Raw genomic sequence first — 17,598 nt, 5'->3', positions numbered from 1 at the left:
GTGCCCTATGCGCACTTCTCGTTCCTTGGCTCTGCCTGCGGCAGTCCTCGCCCTCGCTCTCACCCTGACCGCATGCAGCTCCGACGCCGGCGACGGCGACAGCACCGACCCTTCCGAGGCCGGCGGTGTCGTCGTGACCGACATGTTCGGCGACGTCGAAGTCCCTGCGAACCCGCAGCGGGTGGTGGCACTCGGTTGGTCCGATGCCGAAACCGCGCTCGCACTGGGAGTGCAACCCGTCGGAGCCAGTGACTGGCTCGGCGTCGGCGGCAACGGCCTCGGCCCATGGGTCGACGAGTCCTACGACACCGACCCCACGATCGTCGGCACCTTCGACGTGAACATGGAATCGGTGGCGGCTCTGGAACCGGACCTGATTCTGTGGACGCGCAGCACCAACGACAAGGCTGTCTACGACGACCTGTCCGACATCGCACCGACCGTCGCGGCGCCTCCGGGAACCGACGTCGCCTACGGCACCACCTGGGACGGACAGACCGAGATCGTCGCGCAGGCACTGGGCAAGGTCGACGAGGGCAAGCAGCTCGTCGACGAGACCGAGGCATTGTTCGAAAACACCATCGCGGCCAACCCCGAATTCGCCGACAAGACCGTCGCCGTCGGCACGCTCTACAGCGGACAGGTCGGTGCCTACGTCCGCGGCGACACCCGCGTCGACTTCCTCGAATCGCTCGGCCTGACCAACACACCGGCCGTCCAGGACCGCGCCGAGCCCGGAGCGTTCAGCATCGAACTGTCCGAGGAGAACATCTCCGCTCTCGACGCCGACCTCACCGTCATGTTTCCCATCGGCACCGGACCCGAGGTGATCACCGACAACCCGTCGATCCAGGGCCTGCCGTCGGCACGCGACGGACGCCTCGTGGTGCTCGATGACACGAACCTGTCCAACGCCTTCTCGGCCGCCTCGGTCGCAGGCACCCGATACGCACTGGAAAACGCGGTGCCACTGTTCGCGGCACCGTTGAAGGGCTAGATCACACCCTTCCCGGGGGGCTTGTCACACTCTCCCGGGCGGGCTTGTCACACCCTTCCCGGGGGCTTGTTCAAACTCTCCCTGGTGGGAATCCACCCGCGGCGATCGGGCCCCAGGTGTCGATCACGATGCGTATCAACGACTTTCCCTGCTTCACCATCGCCGCGCGGTACTCGTCCCAGTCCGAGTGCTCGCCGGCGATGCTGCGGAAGTACTCCACCAACGGCTCGACGGCGTCGGGAAGATCGATGATCTCGGCGGTGCCGTCGACCTGGACGTAGTCGCCGTTCCAGTCGTCACTGTGCACCAGCACCGTGACGGCGGAATTGCGGCGGATGTTGTGCACCTTCGCGCGCTCGGGGTAGGTGGCGATGACGATGCGGCCTTGCGAGTCCACTCCGGCCGAGACCGGGGAGACCTGCAGACCGTCGTCGCGCTTGCGGGTGATCAGGGTGTGGTGGTGCCGCGGAGATACGAATTCGAGCAGTTGCTCACGCGACACGGTCTCTGCTTTTGCAATGGTAGGGGCCATGAATCCCATGGTAGAGAAGTAGTCTTCTCGCCTATGGCCGACAAGTCGAAACTGTGGACTCTTTCTCCCGTCGATGTGCTGCGGGCCAGTTCCTCTCCCCGTGTGGAGGACATCGACTTCACGGCAACTCCGGGTTTCGACGGCGCGAAAGCGCACGGCAACGATGTGCTCGAGCAGCGCGGTGCAGTGCTGGCAGCGCTGCAGGAAAAGCTCTATGCCCACGGGCGCGCAGGCGGAACCAAGTCGGTTCTGCTGGTGCTGCAGGGCATGGACACCGCAGGCAAGGGCGGCATGGTCAAACACGTCATCGGGATGGTCGATCCGCAGGGCGTCGACCTCGCCTCGTTCGGGGTGCCGACTCAGGAAGAGAAGCAGCACCACTACCTGTGGCGCATCCGCAAGGCACTTCCGCGGGCCGGCCGGATCGGGGTGTTCGATCGGTCCCACTACGAGGACGTTCTCGTCGTCGCGGTGCACGATCTGGTGCCGCGGCAGGTGTGGGAGAAGCGATTCGACGAGATCAACGCCTTCGAGAAGGAATTGGTCGACGAGGACACCGTCGTGGTCAAGGTGGCCTTGTTCGTCTCGGCGGACGAGCAGAAGAAGCGACTGCAGGAGCGACTCGACCGACCCGAGAGGCACTGGAAGTACAACCCGGGCGACGTCACCGAGCGTGGATTTCTACCGCAGTACCGGGCGGCGTATCAGCGGGTTCTCGATCGCACGGACTTCGATCATGCGCCCTGGTACGTCGTCCCTGCCGACCGCAAGTGGTACAGCCGCTTGGCCGTCACGGAGATTCTGATCGACACTCTGGAGAAGCTCGATCTCGATTGGCCCGCTGCGGATTTCGACGTCGAGCACGAGAAGAAGCGACTGGCCGAGAGCTGAACCCACTTCGAAAGCGTGAATGGTCCATCGACCCCCGTCTGGGCAGGTCAATGGACCATTCACTCGTCCAAGGTGACAGTTACAGCGTGGCTGCGTCGATCACGAAGCGGTAGCGCACGTCGGACTTGATGACGCGGTCGTAGGCCTCGTTGATCTTCTCGGCCGGGATGACCTCGATCTCGGCACCGATGTGGTGCTCGGCGCAGAAGTCCAGCATTTCCTGGGTCTCGGCGATGCCGCCGACCATGGATCCTGCGAACGAACGACGGTTGGCCAGCAGGTTGAAGGCGGGCACCTCGAGCGGCTTCTCGGGAACGCCGAGCTCGACGAGGGTGCCGTTGCGGGCGAGCAGTCCGAGGTACTTGCCCATGGGCAGGTTCGCCGAGACGGTGTTGAGGATCAGGTCGAACTTGCCCTGCAGATCCTTCAGCGCCGTGGTGTCCTTGGTTGCGTAGTACTCGTCGGCACCGTAGGCCTTGCCGTCGGCCTCTTTGGCGTCGGTCTGGCTCAGGACGGTGACGTGGGCACCCATGGCGTGGGCGATCTTGACGCCGATGTGTCCGAGGCCGCCCATACCGATGATGGCGACCTTCTTGTCGGGGCCGGCTCCCCAGTGCTTGAGCGGCGAGTACAGCGTGATGCCTGCACACAGCAGGGGCGCGGCGACGTCGAGCTCGACGCCTTCCGGGATGCCGAGGACGAACTTCTCCGTCACGACGATCTGGGTGGAGTAGCCGCCGTGGGTGAATTCACCCTCGTAGGTCTCCGAGTTGTAGGTCTGTACGACGCCCTTGGTGCAGTACTGCTCGTCGCCGTCCTTGCACGCCTCGCACTCGCCACAGGAGTCGACGAAGCAGCCGACGCCGACGCGGTCGCCCACCTTGCGGGTGGTCACCTCGGAGCCGACCTCGGCCACGATGCCGGCGATCTCGTGCCCGGGGACGACGGGGTACGTGGTGCCGCCCCACTCGTTGCGGGCGGTGTGGATGTCGGAGTGGCAGATGCCGGCGAACTTGACGTCGATGAGGATGTCGTTCGGTCCGACGGCGCGCCGCTCGATCGTCGCCTTCTCGAGCGGGGCGTCCGGAGCGGTGGCCTGGTAAGCGGTAGCTGAAGTCATATCTATATTGCTACCTACGCATCAGTGCGAGCGCAAGGCAGCTACCGCCTCGACCAGGCTATTCCTGCTCTAAACGAGTCGTTCGCAACAGTAACGTCAGCTGTTCTTGGCGATATTGATGCCGAGCCACCCAACGTACGCCACCAGACCGACCAGTCCGATCTTACGCGTCTTGGGGTATGCGATCGCCGCGCCGACGGCCAATTCGGTGGCTCCGTTGCGACTGATCCAGGTTCGAGTGTCCTTGGGGAACGGGAGCTTGGTGATTCCCTCGAACGCCTCCGGCACCACGAAGTGGGCGGCACCGGTGGCGGCCAACCCGATCCCGAATGCCTTGGGAACCACACCGTTCGACTTCGTGGACTTGCTCACTGACACGCTCCTGTGATCGAAGTGACTGCGTTCGCAGACCGACAATAGCGCTCCGACGACCGTCGCGGGGCAACCCGCCCGCCGCGGCGTCTACTTTGCGATCCGGCCGTTCTCGTAGCGGTAGAACCCGGCTCCGGCCTTCTTGCCCACGTGCCCCGATTCGACCATGTGCAGCAGCAGCGGGGGCGCCAGGAACAGAGGTTCTCCGAACTCCGAATACATGGCGTCGGCAATGGCTTTGACCGTGTCGAGCCCCACGAGATCGGCGAGCGCGAGCGGCCCCATCGGGTGCGCCAGACCGAGCACCGTCGCCTTGTCCACGTCTTCCTTGGTGGCGAATCCGGATTCGACCATGCGAATCGCAGAGAGCAGATACGGCACGAGCAACGCGTTGACGACGAAGCCCGAGCGATCGGCCGAGCGCACGACCTGTTTGCCGAGAACGTCGCCTGCGAATCGCTCGGCGCGGTCGGCCACGGCCGGTGCGGTCAGGTCGGTGGTGACGAGTTCGACGAGTGGCAGTACCGGGACCGGGTTGAAGAAGTGCAGACCGACGACGCGGCCGGGTGCCGTCGTCGCGGCTCCCAGGCTGACGATGGGAATGGAGGAGGTGTTCGAGGCGATGACGGCGTCGGGGTCGGTCACCACCGAGTCGAGCTCGGCGAAGATGTCGGCCTTGATCTTCTCGTCTTCGAGTACTGCTTCGACGACGAGTTGGCGATCGCCGAAGTCGGCGAGATCGGAGGTGAATCGCAGCCTGGCCGCGGCGTGCTCTCGCTCGCGTTCGGTGATCTTGCCGCTGCTCACTCCGCGGTCGAGGGACCTCAGGATGCGGGTGCGCCCGGCGTTGGTCAGTTCGCGGGTCTGTTCGTGGACCAACACGTCGACATGGGCGCGGGCACATACCTCGGCAATTCCTGCCCCCATCTGTCCCGCTCCGACGATCCCCACCCTCTCGACCGTCATACAGCAAACTCCTAGCCAATAATGTTGCAGCACAACAGCTTTTAGTGAGATGAGGGTAACTCTTGCCGGGTACGTCCAAAACCTTCGTTGTACAGAACAGGCGGCCCGCAACGAAAGTTGCGGACCGCCCGACTAGTGCGCTGAAGGTCAGGAGAGGCGGTTAATGAAACTGGCCTTCTTCGGTGGAGCCCTTCAGTGCTGCCGTCGAGGTGTTGGGGTCGACGGTGGTGGCGATGCGGTCGAAGTAGCCGGCACCGACCTCACGCTGGTGCTTGATGGCGGTGAAGCCGCGCTCTTCGGCAGCCTTGAACTCGCGCTCCTGCAGGTCGACGAACGCGGTCATGCCTTCGCGGGCGTAGCCGTGTGCCAGGTCGAACATGCCGTAGTTGAGCGAGTGGAAGCCTGCGAGGGTGATGAACTGGAACTTGAAGCCCATGGCTCCGAGTTCCTTCTGGAACTTGGCGATGGTCGCGTCGTCCAGGTGCGCCTTCCAGTTGAACGAAGGCGAGCAGTTGTAGGCGAGCAGCTGGTCCGGGAACTCGCTGCGAACCGACTCGGAGAACTTCTTGGCGACCTCGAGGTCCGGCACGCCGGTCTCCATCCAGATGAGGTCTGCGTACGGAGCGTAGGCCTTCGCACGGGCGATGCAGGGCTCGATGCCGTTCTTGACGCCGAAGAAGCCTTCTGCGGTGCGGGTTCCGTCGAGGAACTCACGGTCACGCTCGTCGACGTCGGAGGTGATCAGCGTGGCTGCCTCGGCGTCGGTGCGGGCGATGATGACCGACGGGACGTCGGCGACGTCGGACGCGAGGCGTGCCGAGGTCAGGGTACGAATGTGCTGCTGGGTGGGGATCAGAACCTTGCCGCCGAGGTGGCCGCACTTCTTCTCCGATGCGAGCTGGTCCTCCCAGTGCACGCCTGCGGCGCCGGCCACGATCATGGCCTTCTGCAGCTCGTAGGCGTTCAGTGCGCCACCGAAGCCGGCTTCGGCGTCGGCGACGATCGGGGCGACCCAGTTCTTGACGGACGTGTCGCCTTCGATCTTGGCGATCTCGTCGGCGCGCAGGAGTGCGTTGTTGATGCGACGGACGACCGAGGGGACCGAGTTGGCCGGGTAGAGGCTCTGGTCCGGGTAGGTGTGGCCCGAGAGGTTGGCGTCGCCTGCGACCTGCCAGCCGGAGAGGTAGATCGCCTGGAGGCCGGCGCGAATCTGCTGCACGGCCTGGTTGCCGGTGAGGGCACCGAGCGAGTTGATGTAGTCCTCGTTGTTGACGAGGTCCCACAGGATCTCGCTGCCGCGGCGAGCGAGGGTCGCTTCTTCGACGACGGTGCCCTGGAGGTCGGAGACCTGCTGTGCGGTGAAGTTACGGGTGACGCCCTTCCAGCGGGGGTTGGTGTCCCAATCCTGCTGGATCTCGGCGATGGTCTTCGGGGTGCCGGTGGTCGACATCTTCAGCTCCAGTCTCTTCTGCTTCTCGGCCTGCCTCGAGACGAATCTTCACATCGTTGCCAGGCCCTTCTGGTGTACTCCAAAACAATGGCACAACCGAAAACATGCGTCTACCAGTTGTTAGTGCCAATCTTGGCTAGCTTTCCCGAGCACCTTGCTAATGTTGCAAAGTTTTGGTCGACGCAAACCTCTCGGATCGGACGCCATGGTTACTCGCCGGTAGCGATGAATCCCCAGTTGATGAACGCAATGAACAAAAACTCATACAGGACGCTTGTACGGTTTGACGCAGCCGTCTGAATCGAGTCAGAAACCGACACTTCTGTGACCGACATCACAGTACTCTTATCTCAAAATGTGGACATGCATGGGGTGCTCCACTCGACGCCTGTGCCTCGGGAATCACGCCGCCGACGCCCCCGAGTGGAGCGCAACGTGCACTCATCCACAGCCACGCACCTATCCACAGGGCATTCCATTCCCCCAGGTCGAGCTTCGAGGGACATCTGCACCATCCCCGACGCTGCAAACATGACACCCGACGCAGGCTCCACTCCCGGCCCCGCCACTTTTCAGCAGCTCCTGGCCTCCGGACTCCACCCCAGCACCGTCTCGCGACGCTTCACCCGTGTTCTGCCGACGGTCCACATGCGCGGGGAACCGTCGACGATGGATCGGTGTCGGGCAGTTTCGCTGTGGCGACCGGACGCCGTGCTCAGTCACCGGTCGGCCGCATACCTACGGGGCTGGACGACCGAACCGACCACCCTCGACGCCACGGTCCCTCGCTCGGTGAGATTGCGGCCACCGCCATGGCTTCGGCTGCACCGTCGGACACTCGATTCCAGGCTCGTCGACGAGGTCGAGACCCTGCCGTGCACCACGCCCGCACAGACGATTCTCGATTGCCTGGCGGTACTCCCCCGCGCCGAGGCCGAGTTGCTGATCGACGAACGCCTGAAGTTCGGACTCGACCCCGCGTCGTTGCTCCGCCTGCTCGAACGATTCCCGGGTCGACGCGGCAACGCAGAGCTGGCTCGCCAAGTTCGGCTCGCAGTGACCAGATTCGCCTCGGAACCGGAGCGGGCACTGGGACGTGCGCTGCACCGGATCGGGCTGTACCTGGAGATGAATGCGGCAGTCGGTCCGTACATCTGCGACCTCGTCGACCGTCGCAGCCGAACGATCATCGAAGTGGACGGACGCGAATTCCACAGTGCAGCTGTGGTATTCAGCAAGAATCGGCGCAGGCAGAACGCGCTGGTGCTCGATCGCTGGCTGGTTCTGCGCTACTCGGCATTCGACGTACTGGCCGCACCGGACGTCATCGCCGGCGAGATTGCGTCGGTGATCCGACGACGTCGGGAATCGAGGCGATGACTGCACACGGTGCTCCACTCCCGTGCCCGTATGCGGGGTCCAGCGGATCTGCCGCGTCGAGTGGAGCACCCGTTGCACCAGGCCCTGGATGCACAGAATGCTCCACTCCCGGAGCTGTGCACGACATTCATCGCGCACGCCCTCGGGAGTGGAGCACCGGTTGCAGAGAAAGCTCAGATACGGACGCCGCTACGCTCGTCGCTGGACGCAACCACTCGCGACGTGGTCGTTGTCCGACGCGACGAGAGCACCCCGAGCGCACCCATCGCGGCGATCACGAGTCCGCCGATGATGGCGAACAGGTCCGCAGCCAGCAATCCGGACGGGAACACCATCAGTGCGGGCGAGACCGCGAGCAGCAGGCCGAGGCCGACATGGGTCCAGTGGCTTTGCCTCCACGACGATCCGATGGCCCACAGCGCGGTCGATGCAGCGAGAATGCCGAGCACCAGGATGGCACCGGTGACTTCCTGGTCGCCCTGGACGGGAAGCCAGACGGTGGATGCGACGAGTACGGCTCCGGTGACGAATACGACGACGTCCCTGAAAACTTCGGATGTGCGTTGACGGTTGGACATGCCCGCTCCTCGTGGTGCGTGGTGAATAGCTCGTATACCGGTATACGCCTTTACTTCGGCTAATGTTCCCGATGAACGCAGAATTGTGACTCAGCAGCCGATTGCCAATGCTGTTAAGGCAATTCTTCGCAGGCGTAGCCTGGCGATATGTCCAAAACCTTCGTCGGCGTGCGGCTTCGGCAGCTCCGCAGCGAACGCAGCATGAGTCAGGTGTCGCTGGCGCAGAAGCTGGGAATCTCGGCCAGTTATCTCAACCAGATCGAACACGACGTACGTCCACTGACAGTGCCGGTGCTGCTGCGGATCTCCGAGGTGTTCGGTGTCGACACGTCGTTCTTCTCCTCCGAGGACGACACCAGACTGGTTGCCGAACTCCGTGAGGTCGCGCTCGATCAGGACATGGGGATCGACGCCGACGCGCACGAGATCGCGCAGATGGTCAGCTCGCACCCGCAGCTGGCGCGGGCGATGGTCAACATGCACCGCCGATACCGCAATACGACGGCTCAGCTGTTGGCCGCTACCGAGGAGCGTTTCTCGGACGGCAGTGGCAGCGGTTCCATCAGCAAGCCGCACGAGGAAGTGCGCGACTACTTCTATCAGCGACAGAACTATCTGCACGAACTGGACACTGCAGCAGAGGCTCTGACCTCGAGGATCCGGTTCCATCGCGCCGATATCGGCGGCGAGATCGCCAAGCGGCTGCGGACGGTCCACGACGTGCAGATCGTCAATCGGATCGACCTCGGCGAGAACGTGCTGCACCGGTTCGACCCCCAGACGCGAGTACTGGAGATTTCACCGCATCTGTCCGGCGGGCAGAAGGTGTTCAAGTACGCCGCCGAACTCGCCTATCTCGAATGCGGGGACCTGCTGCAGAAGATGGCCGACGAAGGCAATTTCACCAGTGAGTCGTCCAAGAAGTTGGCGGTGCTCGGCTTCGCGAACTACTTCGCGGCCGCGACCGTGTTGCCGTATCACCAGTTCCATGACGTGGCCGAGGATTTCCGGTACGACATCGAGCGGCTCTCGGCCTTTTTCTCGGTCAGCTACGAGACCATCTGCCATCGACTCTCCACCTTGCAGAGACCCGAGTTGCGGGGTGTGCCGTTCTCGTTCGTGCGCGTCGACCGCGCCGGGAACATGTCGAAGCGTCAGTCCGCCACAGGTTTTCACTTCTCGTCCAGCGGCGGCACGTGCCCGCTGTGGAATGTGTACGAGACGTTCGCGTATCCGGGCAAGATCATGACGCAGATCGCCGAGATGCCCGACGGCCGCAGCTACCTGTGGATCGCGCGCACTGTGGAGCGACGCGCCGCGCGATACGGTCAGCCCGGCAAGACCTTCGCCATCGGCCTCGGTTGCGAACTGCGCCATGCCGGACGGCTGGTGTACGCGGACGGTCTGGACGTGCAGGGATCGGCAGCGGCGACGCCGATCGGAGCGGGCTGCCGGGTGTGCGAGCGCTCGAACTGCCCGCAACGCGCATTCCCGCCATTGGGTAAGGAGCTCGACATCGACGAGCACCGAAGTTCAGTGTCCCCCTACCTCGTTCGCTGAGAAGACGTTCGCCGAGAAGAAAGGAAGACTGCAATGACACGAATCGGCGTCGTACTCAGACCCGAGCTTGCGCCGGAGGATCTCGTCGAGGCGGCGCGTGCAGCCGACCGGGCAGGCGTCGACGAAGTGTGGTTGTGGGAAGACTGCTTCTACTCCGGCGGACTGTCCACCGCTGCACTGGTTCTCGCGAACACCGAACGCCTGAACGTCGGCATCGGGGTGCTACCCACTCCGATGCGGAACGTGGCAGCCACCGCCATGGAGATCGCTACCGTCGCCCGAGTCCATCCGGGACGACTGCGCGTCGGGCTCGGCCACGGTGTGCAGTCGTGGATGGGCCAGATCGGGGCGCGCGTGCAGTCGCCGCTGACGTTGCTGAGCGAGCAGATGACAGCGCTCACCGCACTGTTGGCGGGCGAGAGCGTCACCGTGCAGGGTCGGTACGTCTCACTCGACAACGTGCAGCTGAATTGGCCTCCGCTGCAACCACCGCCGCTGCTCGTCGGTGCGACGGGGCCGAAGACCCTCGCCCTGAGCGGCCGCACAGCCGTGGGAACGATCCTCACCAGCGAGACGACACCGGAACAGGTGCGAACGGCCATCGAGCACATCGGCGGTGGGCCCGCCCACGACGTGGTCGTCTACGTGGCCGCAGGCTCCGATTCCGATGCCGCGGCGAGCAACCTGCAACGCTGGATCGATGCCGGTGCTACCACCGTCGTACTGGAACCCTCTGCGGCCGAACCGGATCCGACCACATTGTTCGCCCACGCGGCATCGTTGACACAGCAGTTCGGTGCGCCGGAGCCGCACTCGCGGTGAGCACACCTAGTGCTCTCGTAAGAACCTCCCCGCGTCCGCGAACGCCCGTGCTCGACGCGTCAGCGTGGGTGGCGCAGGCGGCTCACCTCGCCACAGGCGGTAGAGGGTGCTCATGCTCAGGATGAGTCGTTCGGGTGAGTCCCAGTGCGCATACTGTCCGAATTCGCCTGACTTCAGCAGGTTCTGGGCGGCTTCGGTAGGCGCGAGTCCGGCGTCGAAGCAGCTGCGCCCGGCCTCGGACACCCAGGTCCAGTAGTTGCGGAGGGCGCGAATCTCGGCGGTGCCGCACAGGGGTCCGTGGCCCGGGACGTAGACGGCGGCATCGAGCTCGAGGAGGTGGTCGAGGGCGTCGATCCAGTTCTGCAGCGGACCGTGCCAGAGCACCGGGGTGGCGTCGATGAACAACAGGTCGCCGGCGAACACCACTCCGACGTCGGGTACGTGTGCGATGAGGTCGCCTTCGGTGTGCGCCGGGCCCAGGTATCGCAGGTGTACGGATCGTCCTGCCACGTCGATGGTCTCGGTGGTCTCGAAGGTGTGGTCCGGCAGCCGCGGCAGAGCGCCGGGGAAGGTGGCGTCACCGCGGACCCGGTTCATGTAGGAGCCCATTGCACCGACCGGTCCCGGCACCCAGCCGATCCTCGCACCGAGGGAGGCGAACGCGTGCACACCTTTCGGAGGTGTTTCCTCCTTCATGGCGTGCAGTGAAGCGGCACTGGTGGTGATGCGAGCCGAGGTGGGGACGGTGTCGTTTCCCCACCAGTGATCACCGTCGGAGTGGGTGTTGAGCACTTCGGTGATCGGCGCGTCGGCCACCAGCTCGGCGGTGTCGGCAACGACGCGTTCTGCCCAGTTCACGTCCCACACCGTGTCGATCAGCATCGACGCAGAACCCGGCCCCACGATCAGACCGGTGTTCGTCTGGCCCCAACTTCCGGGCGGCCGCATGAATGCCCAGGTGTCGTCGGCGATCTGTCGGTACCCCACCTCTGTGTCTGCCACCGCCACAGGCTAGCCGGTGGGCAGCTCGCTCGGGTGCGAGACAGACCGACATCTCGTCCTGATTCGTAGGGAAGTATTGGACATCTTGTCGGGTGGCGAAGTCTCGTCCGTAGGTGCAGGCTTTGCAGAACCGAAACAGTCGACGCTAGGGGTTTCAGTGATGACGGTGCCTGTCCTGCAGAACTACATCGACGGGGCGTTCGTGACGCCCTCGGGCACCGAGATGCTCGATGTGGTGAATCCGGTGGACGAGTCGGTTGTCGCCCACTCCCCCGTTTCCGACGCCGCCGATGTGGAGGCCGCGATGTCGGCCGCTGCCAGCGCATTCGAGACCTGGGGCAAGACGACGCCGGGCGAACGGCAGAAGGTGCTGCTGAAGCTCGCCGACGCCATCGAAGCGCACAGCGACGAGATCGTCGAAGCGCAGAGCCGCAACACCGGCCAGCCCAAGGCCACCATCGCCGCCGAGGAAGTCACCGTCGGTGCCGATCAGATTCGATTCTTCGCCGGCGCGGCCCGGATGCTCGAGGGCAAGTCGGCGGGCGAGTACATGGACGGCTTCACCTCCTATGTTCGACGCGAACCGATCGGTGTCGTCGGCCAGGTGACGCCGTGGAACTACCCGTTCATGATGGCGATCTGGAAGATCGGTCCTGCGCTGGCCGCCGGAAACACCATCGTGCTCAAGCCCAGTGACACCACTCCCGAGAGCACGTTGGTGTTGGCGAAGCTGTCCAAGGGAATCGTTCCGGACGGGGTGTTCAACGTCGTTCTCGGCAACGGCGGCACCGGAGCTGCGATCGTCGAACACAAGACTCCAGGCCTGGTGTCGATCACCGGATCTGTCCGCGCCGGCATCGCGGTGGCCGTGGCCGCCGCCAAGCAGCTCAAGCGGGCCCACCTCGAATTGGGCGGCAAGGCACCGGCAATCGTGTTCGACGATGTCGACATCAGCAACGCCGCGGACGGAATTGCCGAGGCTGCGTTCTTCAACGCCGGCCAGGATTGCACCGCCGTGACCCGCGTCCTGGTGCACGAGTCGGTGCACGACGACCTCGTCGATGCCCTTGTCGCCAAGGCGAAGACGCTGAAGGTCGGCCTGCCCGACGACCCCGATACCTTCCTCGGCCCACTGAACAACGTCAACCACTTCGGTCAGGTGAGCGCCAAGGTCGACGGCATCGGCGCTCATGCCACCATCGTCACCGGCGGCAAGCGCATCGGCGACAAGGGCTTCTTCTTCGAGCCCACCATCATCACCGGCGTGCAGCAGTCCGATCCCATCGTGCAGGAGGAGACCTTCGGCCCAGTGCTCACGGTGCAGAAATTCAGCGACGAGGCGGAGGCCATCGCGCTCGCCAACGACGTCGATTTCGGTCTCGCATCGAGCGTCTGGACCTCCGATCACGGACGTACACTGCGCATCTCGGCGGCTCTGAACTTCGGTGCCGTCTGGGTCAACTGCCACATTCCTCTGGTGGCGGAGATGCCGCACGGTGGATTCAAGTACTCCGGTTACGGCAAGGACCTCTCGGCGTACGGCGTCGAGGATTACACCCGCATCAAGCACGTCATGAGCTCGACGGAGACTCTTCGATGACCTTTCATCCCCTCGATCCCCTGTCCAGCGACGAATTCGCCGCCGTAGCCGAGGTTCTCGGCCGCGATCACGGCGTGGGCGACGGCTGGCGCTACGCCTCGATCGAGATGATCGAGCCCGCGAAGTCCGAGATCGCCGCGTTCGACGCGTCCGGGACCGTGCCTGCGCGTCGAGCAGTCTCGGTGGTGTTGAACCGCGCCGAGAACACGACCTTCAAGGCCGTCGTGTCGCTGGACGATCGCACCACCGAATCGTGGACGCACATCCCGGATGTGCAGCCCAACTTCACCGTCGACGAGTGGGAGGAGGCCGACGCGGCCCTCCGCGCCCACCCCGATGTGATTGCCGCCCTTGCCGATCGCGGTATCACCGATCTGGATCTGGTGTTCATGGACACCTGGACCTACGGCGAGGCGGTGACGCCCGAGAAGTACAAGGGTCGACGCCTCGGCTGGTCCGACACGTGGGTCAAAGCTGCCGAGGGTGCCAATCCCTACGCCGGACCGGTGGGCGGATTTCACTGCGTGATCGACGTGAACACGATGGAGCTGCTCGAGATCGAGGACACGTATCGCGTCGAGCGTCCGGAGATCATGGGCGAGTACGTCCCTCGCCATATCCCGGAGCGAATCAGGGACGCGAGTACACGCCCGCCCTTGAAGCGCCTCGAGATCACTCAGTCCGACGGGCCCTCGTTCGAGCTCGACGGCAACAAGTTGACGTGGCAGAACTGGTCGCTGCGAGTCGGCTTCAACTACCGCGAGGGCATGACGCTGCACGCCGTCAGCTACAACGACAACGGGAACGTGCGGTCCGTCGCCAATCGAATGTCGTTCGCGGAGATGGTGGTTCCCTATCGCGATCACACCGAGGATCACTATCGACGCACCGCGTTCGACATCGGCGAGTGGGGTCTCGGTTTCATGACCACCTCCCTCGAGCTCGGGTGCGACTGCCTCGGCGAGATCCGCTACCTCGACGCGGTGCTGCACAACAGCAAGGGTGAGCCGTACACGATCACCAACGCGATCTGCATCCACGAGGAAGACAACGCCGTGCTGTGGAAGCACGTTGATCACGACGCCGGAGCCGAGGTGCGGCGGATGCGTCGCCTCACGGTCAGCTTCCATGCCACCGTGGCGAATTACGAGTACCTCGTCTACTGGCGGTTCTATCAGGACGGCAACATCGAGTGCGAGGTTCGTGCTACGGGCATCATGGTCGTCACGCACTTTGCCGAGGGCGGCACGCATCCGTCGGGAACTCTGGTCGACAACCGGACCTACGCGCCCTACCACCAGCACTTCCTGGTCGCCCGACTCGATCTGGACATCGACGGCACCGAGAACACCGTGTATGCCAGTGAGACGCAACGAGTTCCGATGGGTCCGGACAATCCTTACGGTCTCGCACTGACTCAGGTCAACACTCCCCTGACCACCGAGTCCGAGGGCAAGCAGGATTACGACTGGAACACCCAGAGGGCGTGGAAGGTCGTCAACGACAACGTCACCAACGGCCTCGGCACCCGGCCCGCCTACAAGTTGGTTCCGGGAGCGGCGATTCCGTCGATGTTCGATCCCGCGTCGCCGATCTTCCAGCGCGCCCAGGTGATCGGCCACACCGTCTGGGTCACCCCGAACTCACCCGACGAGCGTTGGCCCAGCGGCGAGTTCGTCAATCAGAGCGGCGTCGACCACGGGCTTCCGGAGTGGACCGAGAAGGATCGCAGCATCGAGAACACCGATGTCGTCGTCTGGTACACCTTCGGCATCCACCACATCACTCGGCCGGAGGACTGGCCGGTGATGCCCGCGGACACGGTCTCGTTCTGGCTCAAGCCGTTCGGGTTCTTCGATCGCAACCCCTCGCTCGACGTCGCACCGTCGGAACCGAAGTCGTGCCACACCGATCCCGGTAGCACCTGCCATTAGCTCGCCCAACCTCAGGGAAGGTCCGCCCATGCGTCTGATCGTGGGGTACCAGGCAACACCGAGTGGCGCTGACGGAATCGCCCTGGGGGCAACGCTTGCGCGTTCGCTGCAGGCGTCGCTTGACATCTGTCTGGTGCTGCCGCAGGAGCGTCCGGTGCCGTCCAAAGCGCCGGTCGAGGCCGGATACGACGACATCCTGATCGATCGAGCCACCGGCTGGCTCGACGAGGCACTCACCCTCGTACCCGAGGACGTGCAGGCACGCGCGCACCTGTTGTTCGACGAGTCCTTCGCCCAGGGCCTGCTCGACGCCGTCCGAGAGTTCGACGCGTACATGATCGTGGTCGGTGCGGCCGGTGACGGTCTGCTCGGACGCCATTCGATCGGTACCGTCACCAGCGATCTGCTGCACGTGGCGCATGTGCCGCTCGCGCTGGCTCCGCGGGGGTATCGACATTCTCCGCCGCAACGCATTCGGGAGATCACCTGCGCCATCGGAAATCGTCCGGGGGCAGCGGAACTCATCGAGGCAGCCACCGACCTGTCCGTCACCGCAGAGTTGCCACTGCGCCTGCTCTCCCTCGTGTCCGCCGAAGAACAGTCGGCACGGGGACAGAGTGGTCTCGCCAAGGCCGAGGAAGTGCTGCGCACCGTGCAGGCGGAAATGCCCGCGGGATCGGACGTGCAGCTGCGAGTGGCGGAGGGCTCCGGCATCGAGAAGGCCGCCTCCTCGCTCGACTGGCACGACGGCGACGTGTTGATGGTGGGGTCGTCGCGACTGGCCCAACCTCACCGCCTGTTCCTGGGATCTGTTGCCGCCAAGATGCTTCGGGTCGTTCCCGTTCCGATGATCGTTGTTCCGAGAGAGGCCGGCGATGAATGAGCACAAGGTAGTGGACGTCGAGTCCAAGGGCCTGTCGGCCGGCCAGCTCGGGTTGCTCGCGAGTGTGGTCCTGGGCATCTCGACCATCGCACCCGCGTACGCGCTCACCGCCTCGCTCGGGCCGACGGTCACCGAGGTGGGGGTGCACCTGCCCGCAATCTTCATCGTCGGCTTCATCCCGATGTTGTTGGTGGCGTTGGGCTATCGAGAACTCAACGCAGCCGAGCCCGACAGCGGCACGTCGTTCACGTGGGCGTCGAAGGCCTTCGGCCCGTACGTCGGTTGGATGGGCGGATGGGGCTTGATCGCGGCCACCATCATCGTGCTCTCGAACCTGGCGGGAGTGGCCGTCGACTTCTTCTATCTCTTTCTCGCCCAGGTCACCAGCAACGACTCGCTGGCCGACCTGACCGGTAACAAGCTCGTCAACATCGTCACGTGCCTGGTGTTCATGGCGCTGGCAGCGTGGCTCTGCTATCGCGGCATGCAGGAGACCAAGCGTGTCCAGTACACGATGCTCGGCTTCCAGCTGTTGGTCATGGCGTGGTTCATCGTGGCCGCGTTCGTCAAGGTCGGTGCAGGCGACGGGGCCGAGGACATCTCGTTCAGCCTGGACTGGTTCGACCCGTTCGGCATTCCGAGCTTCTCCGCCTTCACTGCCGGCCTGTCACTGTCGATCTTCATGTACTGGGGTTGGGACGTCTGTCTGACCGTCAACGAGGAAACCTCCGGTAGCGCAAAGATTCCCGGACGCGCTGCGCTGGTCACGGTGTTCTTCATCATCGTGCTGTACTTGCTCACCGCAGTGGCAACCCTGCTCTTCGCCGGCACCGGTGATACCGGAAACGGACTGCAGAACCCCGACACCACGGACAACGTGTTCGCCGCCCTCGCCGGGCCGGTGATGGGTCCGTTCGCGATCCTGCTGTCACTGGCGGTGTTGAGCAGCTCCGCCAGCTCGCTGCAGGCCACGTTCATCTCGCCGGCCCGCACGTTGCTCGCGATGGGTCACTACCAGGCACTACCGAAGCGGTTCGCCTCCATCACACCGCGATTCAGCACACCAGGCTTCGCGACGCTGGTCGCAGGCGGAGCGTCCGCAGGCTTCTACGCCGTGATGCGGGTGGTGAGCGACAACGTTCTCACCGACACCATCGCCGCGCTCGGCCTGATGATCTGCTTCTACTACGGCATCACGGCATTCGCCTGTGTCTGGTACTTCCGTGAAGAGCTGTTCACCAGCACCCGCAACGTGTTCTTCAAGTTCTTGGCTCCGCTGCTCGGTGGCGTCGGCATGGCAGTGGTGTTCGTACAGACCTCGGTCGACGCTTGGGACCCCGAATTCGGCAGTGGCTCATCACTGTTCGGCGTCGGTATGGTGTTCCTCATCGGCGTCGGCATCATCGTGCTCGGCATGGTCGTCATGGCAGTGGTTGCACTGCGCAAGCCGGAATTCTTCAAGGGCAACATTCTCCGCCGTGATACTCCGTCGCTGATCGTCGAAGACTAGC

At 64.2% G+C, this 17,598-nt stretch carries 16 protein-coding genes; 9 read left to right on the top strand and 7 right to left on the bottom strand.

Annotated elements, in window-relative coordinates:
• Window positions 1–7 precede the first annotated feature (7 nt).
• Window positions 8–997, top strand: a complete 990-nt coding sequence (locus R3P95_RS11060) for an iron-siderophore ABC transporter substrate-binding protein (protein WP_317548384.1) — start codon at window positions 8–10, stop codon at window positions 995–997.
• A gap of 70 nt (window positions 998–1,067) precedes the next feature.
• Here R3P95_RS11060 and R3P95_RS11055 read toward each other — a convergent pair whose 3' ends face one another.
• Complete coding sequence (locus R3P95_RS11055) at window positions 1,068–1,529, bottom strand: PPOX class F420-dependent oxidoreductase (protein ID WP_317548383.1); 462 nt, start codon at window positions 1,527–1,529, stop codon at window positions 1,068–1,070.
• A 33-nt stretch (window positions 1,530–1,562) separates the two neighbouring features.
• On the opposite strand from R3P95_RS11055, the gene R3P95_RS11050 reads away from it, so the two are divergent.
• The gene (locus R3P95_RS11050; protein ID WP_317548382.1) at window positions 1,563–2,420 is read left to right on the top strand and encodes a PPK2 family polyphosphate kinase; all 858 of its coding nucleotides are present in this window, start codon (window positions 1,563–1,565) and stop codon (window positions 2,418–2,420) included.
• A 79-nt stretch (window positions 2,421–2,499) separates the two neighbouring features.
• On the opposite strand, the gene R3P95_RS11045 is transcribed toward R3P95_RS11050, so the two are convergent.
• From R3P95_RS11045 to aceA, 4 genes are all read right to left on the bottom strand, one after another.
• Window positions 2,500–3,540: an NAD(P)-dependent alcohol dehydrogenase gene (locus R3P95_RS11045; protein WP_068046175.1), complete on the bottom strand. Its 1,041-nt coding sequence runs from the start codon at window positions 3,538–3,540 to the stop codon at window positions 2,500–2,502.
• A gap of 96 nt (window positions 3,541–3,636) precedes the next feature.
• The gene (locus R3P95_RS11040) at window positions 3,637–3,912 is read right to left on the bottom strand and encodes a hypothetical protein (RefSeq protein ID WP_317548381.1); all 276 of its coding nucleotides are present in this window, start codon (window positions 3,910–3,912) and stop codon (window positions 3,637–3,639) included.
• Between the two features lie 90 nt (window positions 3,913–4,002).
• Entirely contained in the window at window positions 4,003–4,878 is an 876-nt protein-coding gene (locus R3P95_RS11035) for a 3-hydroxybutyryl-CoA dehydrogenase (protein WP_269595133.1), read from the bottom strand.
• A 160-nt stretch (window positions 4,879–5,038) separates the two neighbouring features.
• Window positions 5,039–6,328 carry an isocitrate lyase gene (gene aceA / locus R3P95_RS11030; protein ID WP_037186862.1) on the bottom strand — a complete coding sequence of 430 codons (1,290 nt, stop codon included), beginning with the start codon at window positions 6,326–6,328 and terminating at the stop codon, window positions 5,039–5,041.
• Window positions 6,329–6,859: 531 nt separating this feature from the next.
• Here aceA and R3P95_RS11025 point away from each other — a divergent pair.
• Window positions 6,860–7,708: a DUF559 domain-containing protein gene (locus R3P95_RS11025; protein ID WP_317548380.1), complete on the top strand. Its 849-nt coding sequence runs from the start codon at window positions 6,860–6,862 to the stop codon at window positions 7,706–7,708.
• A 173-nt stretch (window positions 7,709–7,881) separates the two neighbouring features.
• Here the strand turns inward: R3P95_RS11025 and R3P95_RS11020 are convergent, their stop codons facing one another.
• Window positions 7,882–8,286: an SPW repeat domain-containing protein gene (locus R3P95_RS11020; RefSeq protein WP_317548379.1), complete on the bottom strand. Its 405-nt coding sequence runs from the start codon at window positions 8,284–8,286 to the stop codon at window positions 7,882–7,884.
• Window positions 8,287–8,433: 147 nt separating this feature from the next.
• Here R3P95_RS11020 and ramB point away from each other — a divergent pair, with 147 nt between their 5' ends.
• Window positions 8,434–9,846 carry an acetate metabolism transcriptional regulator RamB gene (ramB, locus tag R3P95_RS11015; RefSeq protein WP_317548378.1) on the top strand — a complete coding sequence of 471 codons (1,413 nt, stop codon included), beginning with the start codon at window positions 8,434–8,436 and terminating at the stop codon, window positions 9,844–9,846.
• A 33-nt stretch (window positions 9,847–9,879) separates the two neighbouring features.
• Entirely contained in the window at window positions 9,880–10,668 is a 789-nt protein-coding gene (locus tag R3P95_RS11010; protein ID WP_317548377.1) for an LLM class flavin-dependent oxidoreductase, read from the top strand.
• Window positions 10,669–10,674: 6 nt separating this feature from the next.
• On the opposite strand, the gene R3P95_RS11005 is transcribed toward R3P95_RS11010, so the two are convergent.
• Window positions 10,675–11,670: an MBL fold metallo-hydrolase gene (locus tag R3P95_RS11005; RefSeq protein WP_262498446.1), complete on the bottom strand. Its 996-nt coding sequence runs from the start codon at window positions 11,668–11,670 to the stop codon at window positions 10,675–10,677.
• 160 nt (window positions 11,671–11,830) lie between these two features.
• On the opposite strand from R3P95_RS11005, the gene R3P95_RS11000 reads away from it, so the two are divergent.
• Genes R3P95_RS11000 through R3P95_RS10985 form a run of 4 tightly spaced genes read left to right on the top strand, consistent with a single transcriptional unit; the run spans window position 11,831 to window position 17,597 of the window.
• The gene (locus R3P95_RS11000) at window positions 11,831–13,270 is read left to right on the top strand and encodes a gamma-aminobutyraldehyde dehydrogenase (RefSeq protein ID WP_317548376.1); all 1,440 of its coding nucleotides are present in this window, start codon (window positions 11,831–11,833) and stop codon (window positions 13,268–13,270) included.
• Window positions 13,267–15,204, top strand: a complete 1,938-nt coding sequence (locus R3P95_RS10995; RefSeq protein ID WP_317548375.1) for a primary-amine oxidase — start codon at window positions 13,267–13,269, stop codon at window positions 15,202–15,204. The genes R3P95_RS11000 and R3P95_RS10995 overlap by 4 nt, the downstream gene beginning before the upstream one ends.
• A 28-nt stretch (window positions 15,205–15,232) precedes the next feature.
• Window positions 15,233–16,087, top strand: coding sequence for a universal stress protein (locus R3P95_RS10990; protein WP_317548374.1), 855 nt, complete (start codon window positions 15,233–15,235; stop codon window positions 16,085–16,087).
• Window positions 16,080–17,597 carry an APC family permease gene (locus tag R3P95_RS10985; protein WP_317548373.1) on the top strand — a complete coding sequence of 506 codons (1,518 nt, stop codon included), beginning with the start codon at window positions 16,080–16,082 and terminating at the stop codon, window positions 17,595–17,597. Before R3P95_RS10990 ends, R3P95_RS10985 begins: the two co-directional genes overlap by 8 nt.
• Window position 17,598 lies beyond the last annotated feature (1 nt).

The sequence above is a fragment of the Rhodococcus cercidiphylli genome, from assembly GCF_033042225.1.
GTDB lineage: Bacteria > Actinomycetota > Actinomycetes > Mycobacteriales > Mycobacteriaceae > Rhodococcoides.
This window is presented reverse-complemented; position numbering and strand designations above follow the sequence as displayed.

Excerpts from the sequence above, each read along its gene's own strand:
- R3P95_RS11060 (WP_317548384.1), top strand. The coding sequence starts at position 8 with ATGCGCACTTCTCGTTCCTTGGCTCTGCCTGCGGCAGTCCTCGCCCTC.
- R3P95_RS11055 (WP_317548383.1), bottom strand. The coding sequence starts at position 1,529 with ATGGCCCCTACCATTGCAAAAGCAGAGACCGTGTCGCGTGAGCAACTG.
- R3P95_RS11050 (WP_317548382.1), top strand. The coding sequence starts at position 1,563 with ATGGCCGACAAGTCGAAACTGTGGACTCTTTCTCCCGTCGATGTGCTG.
- R3P95_RS11045 (WP_068046175.1), bottom strand. The coding sequence starts at position 3,540 with ATGACTTCAGCTACCGCTTACCAGGCCACCGCTCCGGACGCCCCGCTC.
- R3P95_RS11035 (WP_269595133.1), bottom strand. The coding sequence starts at position 4,878 with ATGACGGTCGAGAGGGTGGGGATCGTCGGAGCGGGACAGATGGGGGCA.
- aceA (WP_037186862.1), bottom strand. The coding sequence starts at position 6,328 with ATGTCGACCACCGGCACCCCGAAGACCATCGCCGAGATCCAGCAGGAT.
- R3P95_RS11025 (WP_317548380.1), top strand. The coding sequence starts at position 6,860 with ATGACACCCGACGCAGGCTCCACTCCCGGCCCCGCCACTTTTCAGCAG.
- R3P95_RS11020 (WP_317548379.1), bottom strand. The coding sequence starts at position 8,286 with ATGTCCAACCGTCAACGCACATCCGAAGTTTTCAGGGACGTCGTCGTA.
- ramB (WP_317548378.1), top strand. The coding sequence starts at position 8,434 with ATGTCCAAAACCTTCGTCGGCGTGCGGCTTCGGCAGCTCCGCAGCGAA.
- R3P95_RS11010 (WP_317548377.1), top strand. The coding sequence starts at position 9,880 with ATGACACGAATCGGCGTCGTACTCAGACCCGAGCTTGCGCCGGAGGAT.
- R3P95_RS11000 (WP_317548376.1), top strand. The coding sequence starts at position 11,831 with ATGACGGTGCCTGTCCTGCAGAACTACATCGACGGGGCGTTCGTGACG.
- R3P95_RS10995 (WP_317548375.1), top strand. The coding sequence starts at position 13,267 with ATGACCTTTCATCCCCTCGATCCCCTGTCCAGCGACGAATTCGCCGCC.
- R3P95_RS10990 (WP_317548374.1), top strand. The coding sequence starts at position 15,233 with ATGCGTCTGATCGTGGGGTACCAGGCAACACCGAGTGGCGCTGACGGA.
- R3P95_RS10985 (WP_317548373.1), top strand. The coding sequence starts at position 16,080 with ATGAATGAGCACAAGGTAGTGGACGTCGAGTCCAAGGGCCTGTCGGCC.